This is a genomic window from Pseudoalteromonas sp. CO342X, from assembly GCF_004208915.1.
Taxonomy (GTDB): domain Bacteria; phylum Pseudomonadota; class Gammaproteobacteria; order Enterobacterales; family Alteromonadaceae; genus Pseudoalteromonas; species Pseudoalteromonas maricaloris.
In genome coordinates, this window is record NZ_SGPH01000016.1 from 50,907 (window position 1) to 69,374 (window position 18,468).

The 18,468-nt window shown below is 42.8% G+C and carries 23 protein-coding genes; 19 read left to right on the top strand and 4 right to left on the bottom strand.

Annotation, left to right across the window (positions count from 1 at the left end):
• Window position 1: 1 nt before the first annotated feature.
• Window positions 2-1,561 (bottom strand): ATP-binding protein, encoded by a 1,560-nt coding sequence (locus EXT47_RS07255; protein WP_130126197.1) that lies wholly within the window; start codon window positions 1,559-1,561, stop codon window positions 2-4.
• A 158-nt stretch (window positions 1,562-1,719) separates the two neighbouring features.
• Here EXT47_RS07255 and EXT47_RS07260 point away from each other — a divergent pair, with 158 nt between their 5' ends.
• The 9 genes from EXT47_RS07260 (at window position 1,720) to EXT47_RS07300 (ending at window position 10,474) form a co-directional block, all read left to right on the top strand.
• Window positions 1,720-2,100, top strand: a complete 381-nt coding sequence (locus EXT47_RS07260) for a BlaI/MecI/CopY family transcriptional regulator (protein WP_130126198.1) — start codon at window positions 1,720-1,722, stop codon at window positions 2,098-2,100.
• 3 nt (window positions 2,101-2,103) lie between these two features.
• Window positions 2,104-3,432, top strand: coding sequence for a M23/M56 family metallopeptidase (locus EXT47_RS07265; RefSeq protein ID WP_130126199.1), 1,329 nt, complete (start codon window positions 2,104-2,106; stop codon window positions 3,430-3,432).
• 1 nt (window position 3,433) lies between these two features.
• Entirely contained in the window at window positions 3,434-4,786 is a 1,353-nt protein-coding gene (locus EXT47_RS07270) for a peptidoglycan DD-metalloendopeptidase family protein (RefSeq protein WP_039495635.1), read from the top strand.
• Complete coding sequence (locus tag EXT47_RS07275; RefSeq protein ID WP_130126200.1) at window positions 4,779-6,002, top strand: DUF418 domain-containing protein; 1,224 nt, start codon at window positions 4,779-4,781, stop codon at window positions 6,000-6,002. Before EXT47_RS07270 ends, EXT47_RS07275 begins: the two co-directional genes overlap by 8 nt.
• 88 nt (window positions 6,003-6,090) lie before the next feature.
• Window positions 6,091-6,675 carry a GNAT family N-acetyltransferase gene (locus tag EXT47_RS07280; RefSeq protein WP_130126201.1) on the top strand — a complete coding sequence of 195 codons (585 nt, stop codon included), beginning with the start codon at window positions 6,091-6,093 and terminating at the stop codon, window positions 6,673-6,675.
• A 116-nt stretch (window positions 6,676-6,791) separates the two neighbouring features.
• Window positions 6,792-7,724 (top strand): class I SAM-dependent methyltransferase, encoded by a 933-nt coding sequence (locus tag EXT47_RS07285; protein ID WP_130126202.1) that lies wholly within the window; start codon window positions 6,792-6,794, stop codon window positions 7,722-7,724.
• 151 nt (window positions 7,725-7,875) lie between these two features.
• Window positions 7,876-8,898, top strand: coding sequence for a sensor histidine kinase (locus EXT47_RS07290; RefSeq protein ID WP_130126203.1), 1,023 nt, complete (start codon window positions 7,876-7,878; stop codon window positions 8,896-8,898).
• Window positions 8,892-9,602, top strand: a complete 711-nt coding sequence (locus EXT47_RS07295; RefSeq protein ID WP_130126204.1) for a LytTR family DNA-binding domain-containing protein — start codon at window positions 8,892-8,894, stop codon at window positions 9,600-9,602. The genes EXT47_RS07290 and EXT47_RS07295 overlap by 7 nt, the downstream gene beginning before the upstream one ends.
• A 17-nt stretch (window positions 9,603-9,619) precedes the next feature.
• Window positions 9,620-10,474, top strand: a complete 855-nt coding sequence (locus tag EXT47_RS07300) for an acyl-CoA thioester hydrolase/BAAT C-terminal domain-containing protein (RefSeq protein WP_019647366.1) — start codon at window positions 9,620-9,622, stop codon at window positions 10,472-10,474.
• Window positions 10,475-10,517: 43 nt separating this feature from the next.
• On the opposite strand, the gene EXT47_RS07305 is transcribed toward EXT47_RS07300, so the two are convergent.
• Together EXT47_RS07305 and EXT47_RS07310 are read right to left on the bottom strand one after the other, a co-directional pair.
• Window positions 10,518-11,282, bottom strand: a complete 765-nt coding sequence (locus EXT47_RS07305; RefSeq protein ID WP_130126205.1) for a helix-turn-helix domain-containing protein — start codon at window positions 11,280-11,282, stop codon at window positions 10,518-10,520.
• Window positions 11,260-11,721 carry a carboxymuconolactone decarboxylase family protein gene (locus EXT47_RS07310; RefSeq protein ID WP_130126206.1) on the bottom strand — a complete coding sequence of 154 codons (462 nt, stop codon included), beginning with the start codon at window positions 11,719-11,721 and terminating at the stop codon, window positions 11,260-11,262. The genes EXT47_RS07305 and EXT47_RS07310 overlap by 23 nt, the downstream gene beginning before the upstream one ends.
• A 133-nt stretch (window positions 11,722-11,854) precedes the next feature.
• On the opposite strand from EXT47_RS07310, the gene EXT47_RS07315 reads away from it, so the two are divergent.
• The 3 genes from EXT47_RS07315 (at window position 11,855) to EXT47_RS07325 (ending at window position 13,785) form a co-directional block, all read left to right on the top strand.
• Complete coding sequence (locus EXT47_RS07315) at window positions 11,855-12,862, top strand: phytanoyl-CoA dioxygenase family protein (RefSeq protein ID WP_130126207.1); 1,008 nt, start codon at window positions 11,855-11,857, stop codon at window positions 12,860-12,862.
• Between the two features lie 115 nt (window positions 12,863-12,977).
• Window positions 12,978-13,448 (top strand): DUF3291 domain-containing protein, encoded by a 471-nt coding sequence (locus EXT47_RS07320; protein WP_010371763.1) that lies wholly within the window; start codon window positions 12,978-12,980, stop codon window positions 13,446-13,448.
• Window positions 13,449-13,566: 118 nt separating this feature from the next.
• Window positions 13,567-13,785 (top strand): DUF6500 family protein, encoded by a 219-nt coding sequence (locus tag EXT47_RS07325; protein WP_130126208.1) that lies wholly within the window; start codon window positions 13,567-13,569, stop codon window positions 13,783-13,785.
• A 51-nt stretch (window positions 13,786-13,836) separates the two neighbouring features.
• On the opposite strand, the gene EXT47_RS07330 is transcribed toward EXT47_RS07325, so the two are convergent.
• Complete coding sequence (locus EXT47_RS07330; protein ID WP_010604566.1) at window positions 13,837-14,022, bottom strand: hypothetical protein; 186 nt, start codon at window positions 14,020-14,022, stop codon at window positions 13,837-13,839.
• A 146-nt stretch (window positions 14,023-14,168) separates the two neighbouring features.
• On the opposite strand from EXT47_RS07330, the gene EXT47_RS07335 reads away from it, so the two are divergent.
• From EXT47_RS07335 to EXT47_RS07365, 7 genes are all read left to right on the top strand, one after another.
• Window positions 14,169-14,966: a PhzF family phenazine biosynthesis protein gene (locus EXT47_RS07335; RefSeq protein ID WP_039495651.1), complete on the top strand. Its 798-nt coding sequence runs from the start codon at window positions 14,169-14,171 to the stop codon at window positions 14,964-14,966.
• A 93-nt stretch (window positions 14,967-15,059) separates the two neighbouring features.
• Entirely contained in the window at window positions 15,060-15,518 is a 459-nt protein-coding gene (locus EXT47_RS07340; RefSeq protein ID WP_010371749.1) for a YaiI/YqxD family protein, read from the top strand.
• 2 nt (window positions 15,519-15,520) lie between these two features.
• Window positions 15,521-15,958: a GFA family protein gene (locus EXT47_RS07345; RefSeq protein WP_039495652.1), complete on the top strand. Its 438-nt coding sequence runs from the start codon at window positions 15,521-15,523 to the stop codon at window positions 15,956-15,958.
• Window positions 15,955-16,350, top strand: a complete 396-nt coding sequence (locus tag EXT47_RS07350; RefSeq protein WP_010604570.1) for an ACT domain-containing protein — start codon at window positions 15,955-15,957, stop codon at window positions 16,348-16,350. The genes EXT47_RS07345 and EXT47_RS07350 overlap by 4 nt, the downstream gene beginning before the upstream one ends.
• A 31-nt stretch (window positions 16,351-16,381) precedes the next feature.
• A complete protein-coding gene (locus EXT47_RS07355; protein ID WP_039495654.1) occupies window positions 16,382-16,930 on the top strand; it encodes an HPP family protein in 549 nt (182 codons plus the stop codon).
• Between the two features lie 31 nt (window positions 16,931-16,961).
• Window positions 16,962-17,495, top strand: coding sequence for a GrpB family protein (locus EXT47_RS07360; protein WP_039495655.1), 534 nt, complete (start codon window positions 16,962-16,964; stop codon window positions 17,493-17,495).
• A gap of 293 nt (window positions 17,496-17,788) precedes the next feature.
• Window positions 17,789-18,289, top strand: a complete 501-nt coding sequence (locus tag EXT47_RS07365; RefSeq protein ID WP_130126209.1) for a GNAT family N-acetyltransferase — start codon at window positions 17,789-17,791, stop codon at window positions 18,287-18,289.
• Window positions 18,290-18,468: the final 179 nt, after the last annotated feature.

Genomic DNA, 18,468 nt, shown 5'->3' on the forward strand with positions numbered 1-18,468 from the left:
GTTAGGCGGTTTGTGCCAACGTTTTGTTCGCCAACAAGATGGTAAACGTTGTGCCATTTCCGGCTTTGGAATTGACTTTTAAGTCACCTTCTAAATGTTTTTTGACGAGATTATAGGTGACGGAAAGTCCAAGCCCGGCATGACCATGTTGGCGAGCTGTGGTGTAAAAGGGCTCAAAGATCCGGTTTAGGACCTCATTACTCATACCGACGCCTTCGTCTTTGACTCGAATAAATATTTTATTGTCAGTGATCTCTAAACGAACAGCGGCAAACGGCTGGGTGTCGCTATCATTACTAAAACCATGCACTCGGGCATTCTCTAGCAGCTGCAACAAGATTTGCTGTAGCGCCTTAACGTTGATTTTGACCAGTTGTTCCAGTTTTCCTGTTGCGCTAAATTCAACGCGCATCTTTAACTGGAAACGTGCTGTTTGTTCGCAATAATCGCGAATAATTGCTTCTAGGTCGACAAGTTGCTCGACGTCAGTTTCTTGCTCTGCAGAGATATTCTTGAACTCTTGCACTAGCTTTGCCGTTTTGCCGAGATTTCGCTCTGCGATAGACAACCCAGAATCCAATGCTGCCATAATTTCTAAAAACTCAGCGTGCGACAAACGCTGAGTTTTCATGCCGGTTTCCATCACATCCACTTGCTCTTGGCAGGATGACACTGCGGTAATCGAGACGCCAAGTGGGGTATTTACCTCGTGAGCCAATCCCGAAACTAAGCTACCTAGGCTCGATAATTTTTCCGCCTCTACCAGTTGCTGGTGGATCACATGAATGTGGCTAAGGAGCTGATTGATGGCAAGGCTAACATCAGTCAGTTCATTGTGGTTATCAATGTCGATACGTTTTTCGAGACTCGAGCTCTCAATAATGTGATTGATTTGCGAGCGAATATGATTGGTTGGATGTTGAATAGAGCGATATAAAGCTAAGCCAACGGCGATTAAGCTCACCAATACAATCACAGAAAAAATAATGAGCAACAACTTTAGTTGGCTAAATTGTTGCTCGGTTTGCTCCACAATACTGAGTGCGACGTCATTTTGTACCTCGGTGAGTGCTTGTAGTGACGAAGTTAACGGATCGAACTTTTCATAGAGTGCAGTAACAAACTGATTTTGTGGAATCGCTAAAAATGTCCCTTGATTTATCGCGCTTTGGAGCGTGGCAATATGCGTAAATACGGCCTGCAGTTGGAACTCAATGAGTTCAACTTTGACTTGCTCCGCCGTCACCAAATATGTGTTTAGATAGCTTTGCCAGGCGTCGTTCATGACCCGAGTAGCATCTGCTATTTGCATCAACCCCTCGTCTTTGGAGACCAGCCCTGCACGATACTTATGAAGTATGTCGACAATCTGAATCGCACCGTGATCTGATACTTTTTTTATTTGAATAAGCGGCACAACACGATCGGCGTATAGAGATTCTACTTCTGACTCAAGGTGAGCGTAACGGTTAAAAGCATATCCAAGCAGTAAGGCAAGCGCAATGATGGGAAACACAATTAGCAGCCATAATTTATGGCGAATATTAATTAGCTCTAGCACTACAGATAACTCATTTTTTACATATCAACTTGAAGTATAAGTGCTGTTGATAATGTCGCCATTTTTCGTGGTGAAAATTAAAAAAGCATAATGTGCGACTTGTGTCGCACTTTTTTGTTTGTTAATGTGTGACATATGTCGCAGTTGTGAGAAAAACAATGAAACCTAACTCAACCGAACTAATCGTTTTAAAAATCCTTTGGCGTGAACAGCCAAGAACGGGCAAAGAAATTCACACAGAAATAGGAGCAAAGCTCAGCTGGAGCTACTCATCAACTCGAAAAACTCTTGAGAGAATGTGTGAAAAGGGTTATCTCGCCGAGCAAATGCAAGGCAATAAAAAAATATACTCAGCTGTCCTTGCTAAGGTACCGACTCTCGCACTTTATGCCCAAGAGTTTGCAAAGCAAATTATGGAGTTGGATGAGCCTCTGCCAATCGCTATGTTTTCAGATAGTAAGTTAATTGCAGCGGATGAATTAGATGAATTAGAAGCCATGTTAGATGAGTTAGCTAAGACGCAAGGTGATAAAGAGTAAGGTATGGAACTAATATTACTTTCGGTCTTGCTGTGGGTGGCGCTTAGTGGCTTAACGTACGCACTAGGTGTGAAATTTTCTGCTCGGTATGTACAGAATAAAGGACTTTGGTGGGGCGTGCTGGCAGTGACTTTTGTGCCTTGGATCCCACTTGAACACATGGAGCAACACAACGCCATTCCAGCCGTATTGTTTAATGCCAATTTACAACAATTTGCAGAGCCGCTGCTGGCAATGACGAAGCGCACTCAAGTTGCGTCTGACTGGCTAAACCTGACGCTTATGGCTGTATTTATGGTCTATTGCGTTGGGCTAATCGCTCATCTTTTGGTACTTGGGCGACAGTATTGGCGAGTAAAACGCCTCTGTAGCACCGCCTCAAAAATAAAGTTCGGCGCACGGAGTTGCTATCAATTGCCAATTACTTGCTCTCCTTTTGTGTTCGGACTGTGGCAACCTAAAGTGTATTTGCCGGTGGAATTTGACACGCTACCAGAGGCAGAGCAGCAAGCACTTATTCTGCATGAGTTAACCCACATAGATAAGGGCGACCATATTGCTGTCGTAATTTGGCGAATACTCGCGACGCTTGCTTGGTTTAACCCGTTCATTGCAAAAATGGAACTGGGCTTTATTCGAGCGATGGAATATTGCTGTGATGAGGTGACGATAGCGAAGCACAGCCTTGAACCTTTGGCTTATAGCAAAGCATTAATGAACTCTTTAAAACGAGCTGCTGTTCCGCCGAAAACGATGAATATGACAGCAAGTTTTGCGTCTAACTCTTTGACTTTAGATGATTATAAAAAGCGTTTTAGCGTTATTCTTAAATCTAAAAAGAAGCCAAGTAATCTTGTGTTGATAGGGGTTTTTGTGTTGCTTAGTTCAGGTTTAGCCTATGGCAATATTCAATGGACAATGGGAACGGCAATGGTGAGTAAAACATGGACATACCCGGTCGTCACCCCTGAAATAACATCAAGGTTTGGGCATGTATCGAACTTTCGTCACAATAAAGCACATCAAGGACTGGATTTAGCTGGCGGCGTTGGTGAACCTGCGATGGCGGTTGCCAGCGGTACGGTCACGATTGCCGATGATAAAACCTTGCCTGAGAATTACGGTAAAGTGGTGTTGATCCATCATGACAATGGTTATCAAAGTCTCTACGCACATCTTGATAGCATTGATGTTGAGGTGGGTGAGCAAGTATCACAAGGAGAAGTGATCGGTACCATAGGTGAAACCGGTCGAGTCACTGGTCCACATCTACATCTAGAAGCTTTACATAACAACACGCGCATTGATCCGCTGACCTTATTGGAAAATTAACATGATTAAAAAGCTTTCTATCGCCATTGCAATGATGGCAACTTTTGGCTGCTCGAAACAACCCGAGCAGACTCATTCGGTCAATAAAGCGCAAGAGAACACCTTTGTGTCGGCGCAAGCAGATCAAGAGCAAGCTGTTGTACATAATGGATCCGCTGAAGACTCAGTCGCGGCCCAAATCACTCAGGAGCTAAAGCCAGTTCAAGATATTTGTTTACTTGAACTTAAATCGGGTGAGAGTTTAGCGAATCTCTTAAGTCAGTTTGCATTCAGTGACCGCGATAGTTGGCTGGTGGAACAAGCCGTGAGTACGTGGACATCACTGACTAAGCTCAAGGCTGGACAGTTAATAGAAGCAGAGCTTGTAGACGGACAAGTACAGCAGATCCGCTTTGAATATGCATTTGCTCAGGTTATTGAGATTAAAAGAGTGGATGAGCAGTGGCATGCATCGCTAAGTGAGCTTGAAACCGTCACGCAAACAAAGCGTTTATCGACAAGCATAGATTCTAGCTTTTTTGTGGACGCCAGCAAAATCGGGGTGCCCAATGATATTATCAATCAAAGTATTGTGGCCTTATCTCACCTTGTCGATTTTCAAAGAGAAGTATATGCTGGTGATCAAATTGATTTTGTATTTCAAGAACAGCAGCTTGTGGTTGCCGAAGAGTTACTCAAGCAAATCTCCAAACCTTTAGCATTACAACATGTTGCGCTACTTTCTGGAAAAGAAAAATACCGCTTATACCGCTTATACCGGTTTACTGATAATAGCGGAACGACCGCTTTTTACCACTCAGATGGTACCCTCGCGCAAAGCTTTCTAATGAAAACGCCCCTTAACGGTGCTCGATTATCGTCAAACTTCGGTAAACGTCATCACCCAGTATTGGGCTATACCCGAATGCACAAAGGGATCGATTTTGGTGCGCCTGTTGGTACGCCTATTATGGCTGCAGGCTCAGGAAAAGTACTCAAAGCTGGGTGGGGCGGCAGCTTTGGTAATCGCGTAGTGTTAGATCACGGTAAAGGCTATCAAACACTTTATGCTCACTTAAATGGCTTTGCGAACGGTCTCAAGGCTGGGGGGCGAGTAAAGCAAGGCGATGTGATTGGCTATCTTGGGAATACCGGCCTGTCGCAGGCGCGTCACTTACATTATGAAGTGCATAAAGATGGAAAAGCCATCAATCCACTCACCCTAAAACAACCAAAAAACACCAAGCTAAGTGACACGCAATTTGATGAATTTAGCGCGCAGGTTGCACAAATTACCACACTGCTCGATAGCGAAAACACAAAGCTAGCTCACCATGATGGACAGTCGGGCCGCATAGGTAATGCCGATGACTAGTCCTGAAAGAAATCGCATTAACAGCCTCGACTTTATTCGCGGGATAGCAATCCTATGTATTTTACTTATCAACATCGAAAGCTTTGCCTATCCCAATCCATGGGGCAGTTACCAATATGGCTTTATGACGGATATAGACAGTGAGGTAAGGTACTGGGTTTATGTATTTGCTCAGGGCAAGTTTTACGGACTGTTGGCGATGTTATTTGGCGCAGGTCTCACCATTATTCTTCAAAAACAGCCATTTGAATTTGCTATTAAATTAAGTGCGGCTAGGCTAGTGGCTTTATTTATACTCGGCCTTGTTCATGCTTATTGTATTTGGAGTGGCGACATTCTCTATCACTATGCCGTGATAGGAATGATTGCCACCACCGTCATATTACTTGGCACCCGGGCCATCAAAGTCAGCATAGTAATTTGTTTGGCGTTTATGTTAGCTGCAGGTTTTGGCAGAGCAGAGCGCACCATCGCCCAATACGATGCTTACCAAGCAGCACTCAATGTGGACGAAGCGTCTCGCACACGAGACCAGCAAAAAGCGATTAATCGGTGGCAGAATAAAACCGAACCACGGACACCCACTCATCGTACTTTGGAAGAAACGCCAAGCTTAACTGAGTATTGGCAGGAAAACTTTGACAGTCCGCAAGTCCACAAAGGTAAGCTGTTTTATTCAAGTATTTTTTGGTCCACGCTAATGATGATGCTGATAGGCTCGCAGCTGTTTCAATGGGGATTGTTCTCAAAGACTAAACTTAGCCCATTTGCGGTAGTGGCACTGCTTTGCTTGATTGCGGTGTCATGTTATGCCACTCAAGCTCGCTATTTTCATTGGCTACAAAGTTCACATATCCCAGTGTTATCTTACGCTAAACAAATGATCATTGTACTTAACCGGGAGCTGCAAGCGATTGTTTACTTGGTTTTGTTGTCTTTACTATATAACCGTTGGTTGCATCGCTTCAAACCCCTTGAGGCGATAAATCAAGTGGGTCGATTTGCGCTGAGCAACTACATTGGACAGTCACTGTTATTGGTGGTGATATTTTATGGCTTTGGATTACATAATACGCTAAGTCGCAGTGAGCTCTTGCTCTTATGGCTTGTGATTATGGCAGTGCAGCTGCTGTTAAATACGGCTTATGGGCGATTCTTTAAAGTGGGACCCGTTGAACGTGTATGGCGCAAACTAACAATTAAGTTACATGCATAATCGACTCGAATTTTTTACAAATTCGAACTTCATACCTAAGCTAACTTTGACCTAAAATTGATGTCTATACGTTAGCTTGAGGTAAAGTATGGAAATAGAAATAACACAAGGATGGGACATTGAGCATGCGCAAGCGGCTGCTGAGCTTTATGTTGACGCGTTTGGTAGCAAATTCAAAGCCGCAGTGCCGGATCGCAATAAGCTGATCACTATTATCGCGAAGAGCTTCATCTCAGAATACTCCTTTGCTGCCTTTGCAGACGGCAAGTTAGTGGGGGTTGCGGGCTTTCAATATGGCAAAAGCGGTTTTACATCGAATATGGGCTTTACTGGACTCATTGATGAATTAGGCTTGCTAGGCGGGGTTAAAGCCGCAGCGGTGTTTACCCTATTTGAGCGAAAGCCTGCGCCCAATGAAGTGGTGATGGACGGCATCGCTGTTGCAGAATCGGTCAGAGGACAAGGTGTTGGCACTGCGCTTCTAGTGGCACTGCAGCGCTATACCAAACAAAGCGGGTTTCACGCTTTACGACTTGATGTAATTGATTCTAACCCCCAAGCAAAAAAGCTTTATATGAGAATGGGCTTTGTTGCCTCCCATCACGAAGATTTTTCTTATCTCAATTGGTTAACCGGTCTTAGCGGGGCAACAACGATGTTGTGGCGTCCATAGGACCGGTTCTCTTTGCTGCTAAAAATAAACGTGAAAGATAAGCAGACCTTAGACATTTGCTTTTGCTATGAAGTAACAAGTAAAATGCCGAACTTTACGCATAACCAGACACCAACATGACAGCAATAAATCCTGTATCGACCCTCCTTAATCATCTGCAAACCCAAGCCGTACCAAACGAGCTAAGGCGTCTATTTCATGGACGTGGTCGTTGCTATGAAGGGCTTGAACAAATCACAGTAGATTGGTTACAAGGTCAGCTCTTAGTCTCTTTATTCAAGGAGCACGACGTTGACTTGATAGCGTCGTTAAAGCAGGCATTATTATCACTTGTGGAGACTGAAGCGTTTAACGGAAAACTCTCTGCTATTTTACTACAGCATCGTTATTTGCCTGACTCAGATCTCGAGGTTTTGTATGGTGAATTAACCGCTATGCCTATCGTTGAAGAAAATGGACTTAAATATGGCTTAAAGCTTGGCGTAAAGCAGAATATGGGACTGTTTTTAGATATGCGTTTGGGTCGTGAGTTTGTTAAAGCTCAGTCTACGGGGGCTCGGGTACTTAATCTGTTCTCTTATACTTGCGGGTTTTCCGTCGCGGCGATTGCGGGCGGTGCTGCCCATGTTGTGAATCTAGATATGGCAAAAGCGGCGCTCAAGCAAGGCCGAGTCAACCATCAACTCAATGAACACGACCTCAGTAAGGTGTCTTTTTTAGGCCATGATTTATTCAAATCTTGGGGAAAAGTGCGTAAATATGGGCCGTACGACCTTATCGTAATTGATCCGCCAAGCTTTCAAAAAGGCAGCTTTGCATTGACCAAAGACTATCAACGTATTTTAAGAAAGCTTCCTGAGTTACTTACGCCAAATGCCCAAGTGTTGGCGTGTGTGAATTCTCCCGATGTTTCAAGCCAATTTCTGATTGATGAAATGACCAGAGAGGCACCAACGCTCACATTTGTTGAACGTTTACAAAACCCACCTGAATTTAAAGACATTGATGAGCAAAGCAGCCTCAAGTGTTTAAGATTTAAAGCAAGTTAATCTATTTTTTAGCACTTTAACTTGGATGTAAAAGTATGGACTAATACAGATAACCATTTAGCATTGAAAAGCGACCATTCAGCAATATTCAGAGTGCTTTTCGACGCTAAATGCGTACCATGAACGTATTCAGTCACTATTTGTATTGATTATGGTCAATCTCACATTGCAGCGAAATGAACAATTCGCAATTTTAGCCATCGTTGCCGCAATAAGTTTTGCTATCAGTCTTACCGATTGGGTGCAGCGGGGCATGTTGTTGTCGGCAAATATCGCGCTTTCTTCTATTTTGGCGGTTGTGTTCCTCTACTGGTTACCTATGGTGATAAGTTACGTACTCATTATCCGTTTCAAGATAGGCAATTGGCCGCTGCAATATATCGGCTTTTATGGACTGATGGTAATGGGCTGTTTATGTTGGGGTGTACTCAGAAGTGGAATGTTAAATACCCATGCATTTTCACTGTTTGAGGCGCTAACCATCGCACTGCCTTGGTCTAGCGGTATTTTTGTGGTGATTAAGTTCTACCTTTCCCAAAAGTTGTTAAAACAAGAAAAACAGCTTCGCCAACTTGCTGAAATTAAGTTATTACACAGTCAGTTAAACCCGCATTTTATGTTCAACAGCCTCAACACAATTGCAGCCTTTGTACCAAATCAACCAGAAGCAGCACGGTCTTTGGTTCATAATCTCGCTGCGGTATTAAGATATTCATTAACGCATTCTGTGACAAGCGGAAAAATACCGAGCAAAGTGTCCGTTGCTGATGAGCTAATTGCACTAAATCAATGGTGCGAGATAGAGCAAAGCCGGTTTGGGGATGCGCTTATCATCGACTTTGATATCGACGATGCATTATTGAGCGAAGTAATACCGCCAATGATTTTACAGCCGCTTTTGGAAAATGCAGTAAAACATGGCAACAGTAGGCCGCTTCACATTGATGTATTAATCAAAAAGTTAGCGAACCAGTTAGTGTTTAAAATCAGTGACAACGGGGTGGGCTTTAAGGAGCGGGACATATTGAGTTCGTCAGATGCGGGACTCGGTCTTTCGATCACGCGCTCACGGTTAAAGTTAGAAGAAAATGCTGAACTTAGGCTTGGTAACGACATGCACACAGGTGGTGCGGTTGTCAGCTTTTCACTCACACGAGGAGCAAAGGAATGTTGAACATTGCTATTGTGGAAGATGAGCAACCAGCCATTGATAAATTAACGGAACAACTTAGCCAGATCACCAAGTACAATCTGGTACTGACTTGTAACACGCCATTAGTATTTCTTGATACATATCGAGAACTTGCGATAGATATTGTCTTTGTCGATATTAACTTGCCAGAATGCAATGGTGTTACTCTGGTCGAGAAACTTCAAGGGGCGGGGTTTTCAGGTGCGATAATTTTTACCACGGCCTACAGTGAGTTTGCGGTTGAGGCTTTTACGCTCGGCGCGGTTGATTACTTGCTCAAACCGTATAGTACTGAACGCTTAGCCCTGGCGTTATCAAGAGTTAATCGTGTTATCGCTACAGGATTCGCCGCTACTTTAACGAGTAAGGTGGCGGGGAAAACATCACTAATTGATGTCAGCAGTATCGAACTTATAAAGCTAGAATACGGTCAAGCCATTGCGTTTAGTAATGGACAGCAATATCCCATTGATGGCTCCCTTGAGGAGATCCAACAGCAATTGCCAACACATTTCTTAAGAGTTCACCGTAATGCCATTGTAAACCAAAGCGCGATAACTGCGTTTGAACGCTGGGTTACTGGGGGTTACCTTGTCAAGTTGCGAGATAGCAATTTACAAGTTGTGACTAGCCGAGGTGGTGCAAAACTACTCAAACAACAACTGAGCAACATAGGGCTCAGCTAACTCAAAAAGGTAATAAAATGATGAAAACTATAATGCCATTTTCTTTGGTAGGGCTTCTTGCGGCCTGTTCAAACACGACTATACCAGATGTTAAACGTCAGTTTATCGATGATGGTCAGACTCATCCATTGGTTGTGGTGTTAGGTGGCAGCGAAGGGGGGAATACACTCGCTAATCCTCAGTGGAAACCATTTTTAGATGGATTTAATGATATTGGTGTCTCAGTAGCGGCACTTGGTTATTATGGCACTGAAAATACATCGAGCAGTGCAGCTGAATTATCTTTGAATGATATAGCCAAACGGATAAAAGCATTGAGTGCAGACCCAAAGATAAACCCAAATTGCGTAGCGGTGTATGGTTTTTCTAAAGGAGCGGAGCTTGCGTTATTACTCGGGGCGCACTTTGATGAGATAAACCATGTAGTGTCCGTTATGCCTAGTCACGTAAGCTGGAATGCTGTTAAGACCTTGTCTTCTCGCTCGAGTTGGACGCTTAGCGGCAATGCTCTGGACTACATTGATGCCCCCCTGTTGTCATGGAAAATGCAAAAGGGGAACGTAACGGGAGAGTTTACACCTGCCTTTGAGGCTGCATTGGCAGAGGCAACGCCTGAAGCAATTGCAGCCGCTCGCATCCCGGTTGAAAACACCAATGGGCCAGTGCTGCTGGTCTCTGCCAAACACGATGAAATTTGGCCATCGTACAAAATGGCCGGATATATTGAAGCTGATTTACGCGAAGCTAGTTTTTCTCATCCATTTAAACATATCGCACTTAACTCGGGTCACTACAGCTTTAACAAAAAAGTGCAAACTGAGGTAAATCAATTTTTAAGCGAAACCTTGGTAGCACGTTGCACGAATAAATAGTAATAAATTCACCTTGCTTTTGTATTGCTGGTCGTTGAAAAATTTACCGAGCTGCAGGTAACGTTGTGTCTGCAGCTTTTAGTCGCTTTGTGTATTTCGCCGGTGTGATCTGAAAGATAGTTTTAAACTCGCGAATAAGATGAGATTGATCAGCGTAGCCGCAATCTAGCGCGAGTTGAGCGATGTTAATGTCAGGCGTTTCTCTCAGTTTTTGTTTAGCCAATCGAACTCTATAAATGCGAGCTAAATGTTTAGGGGTGATCCCACAATGTGTTTTAACTTGTCTCTCTAATTGCCGTTTTCCGATCGGAGTTTGAGCATATGCTTGCTCTAAAGGGGTCATTGAAACAATATGCTCAAGGAGTATTTGGGTATGTAGAATAGAATTCTGTCGAGGAATTGGCATATTCAATATCGGCTCTAGAAGTCGAAGTAATGCTGTCAGGTTGGCACTAGTTTGCAGCGTGTTCAACAAGGGCAATATATTATTGGGATTTGCTATAGGGTGTTGCAGCGTTTTCAGAAATGCCAGTCCCGCGGGTTTAAAGCGGATCCCGAAAAAACATGCCTGTTCAGAATAGTTGACTTTGCTAGACTGAATGGCAATTGGTTGCAGATAAAAGGGGGCTGTGAGCGGATTGTCATTGAAGCTAACGAGTCCACGAAGAGGGAAAATAAATCCAGTTGCCCCGTCGCTTGGAAGCCAAGTTTCTCCGCGCTTATGTGATTGTGCAAACCAGATAGCTTGCACATAGTTAGCGATTTCACCTGTTGGATTTATTAATTCAAGCGTTAGATCTGTGCTCATTGAACTCTACATTCGGCTTAAACATTTTCACGATCCGATTCCAGCTGTTGATGGCATTAATAGCGATAGTTAACGTGGTCAATTCTTTATCATCAAATTCTACATTAAGTGTTTGATAAAAAGCATCATCAATCACTTGTGCGTTTGTCAGCTTTTCACAAAGCGCTAATGCCAGTTTTTCTTTATTGGTGTATAACGGCATGTCTTGCCATGCACTTAATCCAATAATTCGATTAGTGGTTTCACCATACTCTAGTGCCTGTTTAGTGTGCATTGCAATACAAAAAGCGCATTGATTGATTTGTGATGCTCTAAGTTTAACGAGCTCCCAGATTGTGATCCCAAAAGTTGCGTGGGCTTGCTGTTTTAATAATTCCTCTTGTCCCAATAAGTGCTGAATAAGTTCAGGTGCCTGATTGAAGTAGTCTGCTCTTTTCATTTCTGGATCCTCATGTTTAGTGATACGTATAGTGTAATGAGGTGTAAGCGGTAAAAATTGAAAAAAAACGTCTTTGTAATAAAATTTTAAGGAGGAAACACACAACTTTAATTTAAAGGATGGTTGTAAAATAATGTGCGATGTAAACGTTGCTCTAGCGCTTTATCATTTATCCACACTCAAAAAAATCTGGCTTCAGGCCAACGGCACTTTTACAAATAAACAGCAGCAGGTAGAGCCAGTTAGTTTCGAATTATATAAAGCGACTTTTGACATACTGGGCCTAAGTTTATCTCAAGCACATCAATTACAGTTTCAATATGCTCATGATTACGATAGCTTTATTGATGCAATTGTAACAATTGCTCAGCCGAGTGGTGAAAAAATAGCATTGTTAAAACATGTCACCTGCCACTTACCTTGCCCCGACAGTTATCAAGAAAAAATAGCTGCTGTTCAGAATATGCCGGATGTACTCACTGAGGACGACCTGAAATGCTGGCAGGACAACGGCTATGTCATCGTTAAGAATGCAGTGAGTGCTGAAGGCTGTGCCAATGCGAGAAATGCCATCCAAGACTATTTGGAGATTGAGTTAGCAGACCCAAAGACTTGGTATAAGGTTAACCAAGAAAAAATGAGTCGCAGTATGGTGCATTTAGTACAACATAAAGCACTGGAAGACAATCGGAATTCAATGAGAATTCATAAGGCCTTTAGCCAGTTATGGCAAAGCGAACAACTGATAGTTTCAGCCGATCAGTGTGGGTTCAACCCGCCTGAAACTGCGCAATCTAGTTTTCAAGGTCCTGATCTACATTGGGATTTAGATTTCTCTAAGCAACTCAAGTTTGGCACGCAAGGGATTTTGTATCTATCAGACACTGAAGAAAAACAGGGTGCAACAACGGTTGTGCCAGGATTTCATACAAAGCTAGAGTCATGGCTTGTAACAGCTCAATGGGATCCATGTGTTCCAAACACAGAATACTTACATCAACTGGGTTCCAAAGCAATTGCAGCCAATGCCGGAGATATGGTGATTTGGCACCAGTTTTTACCTCATGGTGGTAGCGCGAATACAGCAAACGCACCTCGTATAGTGCAATACATTAATATGCATCCATTCCCCGAAATGTAGAAGGTGAAAAAATCTCTATTTGGTTAAATTTTGTCTTAACTTGGCGGCGAGTAAACAGTAGTATGATTGTGAAGTTTGGGAGAATGTAGCAACTCACCACAAGGAAAAGCCGTCGATGCAATTAGCACAACTCAATATAGCCACCGCTAAATACCAAATGGATGCGCCAGAAATTCAATACTTTGTCGAAAGTCTAGACCGCATTAATTTACTCGCAGAGCAAAGCCCTGGCTTTATTTGGCGCTTAAAAGATGAAACCGGTAATGCAACAGAGATTAAGGCGTTTGATGATCCAAATATTATCGTGAATATGTCTGTATGGCAGTCGGAGCAAGCGCTCAAAGATTTTATGTTTAAAACCGCGCATAAGGAATTTTTGGCGCGTAAAAAGGAATGGTTTCACCGCGCTGAACAGGAAACCTACGTGTTATGGTGGGTTGAAGAGGGCCATATTCCGACGCTAGATGAGGCCAAAGAAAGACTCGATTACCTGCGTCGTTTTGGAGATTCGGCTTATGCCTTTACGTTTAGGAATAGTTTCACCGAACTAGACCTAAGGGAGAGGGAAGCTTGTGAAGAAGATTAATCTTGTGCACCGATGAAATGATAATCAACCCTAAGGGGGGAAAGCCGCGTGGAGTGGTGAATACTGATGATGTTGGTGGTACACTTATCGCAGACATGATGTATGGATTTAACGAAAAATGCGCTCAGCACTAAGAAGCAAGATAATAGAAGTATGTGATAAAAAAATCGCACAAAAAGGGGATAACGTTGGCGTATCATTTTACGCTTTTTTTGCCAATAAAAACACAGACTCTGCACTACTTATGGAAGCGGCAACTTGGTGGATACAAACTCACGAACTAGACCACTTCGAAAAGGCGTTAAAGATAAAAGCAATGGTTGAAAGTGGGAAATAGGCCTTAAAGGGCATGCTCTTGGGCAATCAATCGAGATGACCCAACTGGCAGTTACAGCGTGTAAAACGAGACAAAAAATACTGCAACAGATGCAAGTGCAAACATAGTGTACTCGGTGATGGTTTGTTTGCGTTTCTCATCATCAGTTTTAGGGGCTGTCGCTATCATTAGCAGGCTGGTGACAAACATTGCTAATGAATATAAGCATAAGATTGATAAAGTAGCATCTGTAAACATATAAGCCTCGACTTGGTTCTACTCATTTTAACTACGTGCATCATGGTCATACAGATTAACCTCTATACACGTTTATTTAAGTTGTATTCGCTTCTAATTACAGTAAATTATACTGTGTTTTTAGGTGTTTCTGAAAGGAGTAAAAGATGCAAGTTGAGTATTTTGTGGTTGACGCATTTACGCGTAAACGTTTTGGTGGTAACAACGCTGCAATCGTTGAGGTTGAAAACTGGCTTAGCGACGCCCTAATGCAGCAGATAGCCATCGAAAATAACCTTTCCGAAACCGCCTTTTTGAAGCCAATTGATAACAATCATTATGAGATCCGGTGGTTTTCTCCAATTACTGAAATTGACTTTTGTGGTCATGCCACGCTCGCCGCGGCGTATGTGCTTTTTAATCACAAGGGAAAATCAGGTGAGATAAAATTTCAAACCCAAGAAGTCGGGACACTCACTGTTAAACAAGTGGCTGATGGTCGCATTGTGATGGAATTTCCGAACTTAGCCCCTGAGTTAACTAAAGCCCCCGACGCATTGCTGGAAGGGCTGAACGTAACACCGACGCGGGTACTTAAAAATCGCCAAGCGTACTTTGTGATTGTTGAGACTGAGCAGCAAGTACGCAGCTGTGAGTACGACAGCGATAAACTGAAAACCCTTGCGCCTTTTGATGTTGTGGTGACAGCAAAAGGCGATGACGTTGATTTTGTGTCGCGCTACTTTTGGCCTGCAAATGGGGGCGATGAAGATCCGGTTACCGGCTCAATTCATGCCGGGTTAGCGCCATATTGGGCAAAGGCGCTAAACAAACAAAAACTTCATGCACATCAGGCTTCAAAACGTGGCGGTGAGCTATTTTGTGAAGTGACTGATACGAATGTCATCGTATCTGGGTTTGGTGTACTTTACGCAAAAGGAATATTCGAAATTGAGGACGAATAAGATTCACTTCATAGAATATGAGTTTCATTTTAGGCGTGAACCTAATCCCCAAATTTAGTATTCTCTAGCCAATTTAAATTTAAAAGAGTTGTTATGGCAAAACAAATATGGGTAGATGCCGATGCCTGTCCCGTGGTGATAAAAGAAATGCTGTTTCGCGCTGCAGTGCGTACTTCTACCACGGTTACATTGGTTGCAAATCAATATCTAAAAACGCCTCCGTCTCCTTTTATTCAAAAGCTTCAAGTCCCAAAGGGATTTGATATTGCGGATAACGAAATCGTGAAGCGCGTTAATGAAGGTGATTTGGTTATTACCGGCGATATTCCACTCGCAGACGAAGTTATTGAGAAAAAGTGCACCGCACTTAATACGCGCGGTGAATTGCTGACAAAAGAAAACATAAAATCTCGCTTAAATATTCGTGACTTTATGGACACGATGCGTGCCAGCGGCGTACAAACTCAAGGGCCACCACCTTTGTCTCAAGCTGATAAGCAAAATTTCGCCAATCAATTGGATACTTGGATCACCAGAAACACAAAGGGGTAGGTATGGCTTACAAGGCGAGTTGTTTGTGTAAAGCGGTTCAAGTTGAGATCCGTGGACCAATCAGTGATATCATTCACTGTCATTGCTCCTTGTGTCGTAAGTCTACAGGCACAGCTTATGCAACTAATGGCTTTGTGCTGTGGAGTGATTTTGTGATTCTATGTGGCGAAGAGGCACTAAACATCTTCGAGTTTAAACCTGGAAGAAAGCGCCATTTTTGCAAATATTGTGCAAGTCCAATTTTTAGTTCGAACGAAAGTGAGCCAAAGCGGGTGAGGTTAAGACTTGGCATTTTGGACTCGGATATCAAAGAGCGGCCGATATCACATAACTTTGTCTCTTCAAAAGCCAATTGGGAGGACTTGGACGTGCCGCTTCCTCGTTATGATGCATTTGAACCTAGCCGCGATTTATCAACAACATCGGGAGGTAACTTGTGACGGGTATTAGCGATTTATCTCAATTATTAAAAGACATTTCCCCGACGCTTGATGAAACACCTTTTGTATTTTGTACAGCGCAAAAAAGCCTCGCTGAGTGCGTGATTTTCAATCCAATTGCGACCTTTATGGAGCGCGAGGGGTTAACGCTGGTAGTCACCAAGCAAATGGCAGACGAGCATGGATTGGATTACAGCTGTGTGATGAATAAAATTACCTTGCAAGTGCATTCGAGCCTAGAAGCCGTGGGATTAACGGCTGCATTTTCCAATGCGCTAAAAGATGTTGATATTAGCGCGAATGTAATTGCGGGCTTCTATCATGATCATATTTTCGTACCTGTAAATGATGCTAAGCGGGCGGTACTCGCGATACAAACGTTGGCAAAATGACATTGATAAATCTCGAAGGTTATTAGGTAGCATGAAAGTTTACTTTAAAAGAATGGCCTCCAAAGGTGTGTGTCCTCCGAGAAAACCGCTTAAGAAAATCCTTTGGTCATGGGTTGGTGCAATGGTGGGGATCTTGTTGATTACGGTGATTTCTAACCTCGCTTTACCATATGGTGTTGGCAGCGCATTGCTCATAGGCTCTTTTGGTGCAACTGCTGTTTTACTCTATGGCGCTCCTATGGCAGAGTTCTCTCAACCGAGAAATTTACTGGGCGGGCATTTCTTTTCAGCTTTACTCGGTGTCAGCATTTTTATTTTGCTTGGAGAAGAGAGTCTGTTTGCAGCACCGCTTGCGGTATCGCTCTCAATTGTTGTAATGCACTTTACTCGAACCTTGCATCCACCCGGTGGAGCGACCGCGCTAATCGCCATTATTGGTGGTGAGTCTGTTCATAACTTGGGATATATGTATGCATTTTATCCTGTGTTGATGGGGGCTCTGCTGATGTTATTGGTCGCGCTGTCTGTGAACAATATGTCGCGCAACCCCAAGCGGCATTACCCAGTTTATTGGTTCTAACTATTTTATATAAAAATTTAAAAGGACAGGCATGTCAAAAATTGAATTCGTCCCTTACCAATTAGTCCCAGCTAGCTTTAATCCATGGCGTGAAATATTTGTTGAAGTGGCAGAAGAAGTGATGGTGGCATTAGCACACCCTGAACTTGAATTTCTACACTTTGGTTCTAGCTCTTTTAAGGTTGCTGGCAAAGGGATCGTCGATATCTCTGTGTTATACAAACCCGGGCAATTAACGCAAGCAGTTGAACATCTTAAAAATTTAGGCTTTAAAGATCAGCACAGCGATAATCCATTTCCTGATACTCGTCCTAGAAAAGACATCGCGGTGATGTATCAAGGTGAGTTGTTTCAAGTGCATGCTCATGCTATTGAAAAAGGGAGTGAAGAACATATCAAGCAAGAAAAGTTTAAAGCTTATATGCTCAGTAATCCTGACGCGCGTGCGGAGTATGAAACTCAGAAGCAATTAGTAATAGCGCAAGGTATAGCCTCCCAAGATGAGTATGGAAAAGCTAAAGCGCCATTTGTAAAGCGCACTTTAAAGGACATCCACTTTAATTAACTAAAGCCTGATTAATCATATCTTTATAGCTGTTAGTGTTAGGACAACGACTAAGACCTAACGCTAACAGCTTGCCATTTACTTTATTTAGATACCGTAGTCATTGCAGGATGCGAAATTGGTGTTTATCTAGTTATAAGTTTTAAGGGACAGGGACTTAAGCTTAATCTATGTCGTTTTAGATAATTGCATAATCTTTCGTCGTTTGATTCTAGATATCTGTTTTTATATACAGTGTTATTTTGTTTTGCTTGTACACCAACATTAAACCGTAAAATAAAGGAATAGCAGATATGATCCCAACGATTGAAACGAATCGATTAAGATTGGTCGCACCCAATAAAGACGCTTTTGAAACCTATAAAAAATTTTATACAGACGGATCTGCTTCGAAAATGTATGGTGGTCCAATAGGCATAGAGCAAACTTGGGCTAGGCTTAAAGCTGATGTAGGCTCTTGGTATTTACTTGGTTTTGGTGTGTGGGTAATTCAACTAAAGTCGAATGATAGCTATGTTGGTACATGTGGTTTTTGGCAAGGCAAAGAATGGCCAAAAGAATTAACATGGTGGGTGCTACCCGAGGCGAGAGGCCAAGGAGTTGCAACGGAAGCTTTGCTCGCTGTATTAAAACATGCTTACAATGTATTTAATTGGGAAACTGTCGAGACTTACATGAATGATGATAATGGCGCTGCTCGAGCTTTGGTTGAAAAGCTAGGTGGCGTTAAGGTAAGACGGCAACAATTTAACGATGACCTGAGCCGAGATATTTATTTTCTTCCAAAACCTTAGCGGTAAATCGTGGTGTTGAGCACAGCTCTGAAAGTTGCAGGTTTAGTCCACTTTTCGGAATAGGAGGTAAATAATGGTGTGTGACAAAGGACAGGCACATTTATGTTGATGTTTACAAATTTAAGGCATGTGTCTAAGCTTTAATTTCTTCAATTAGCATTTGCATGTTCAAGGAGTGA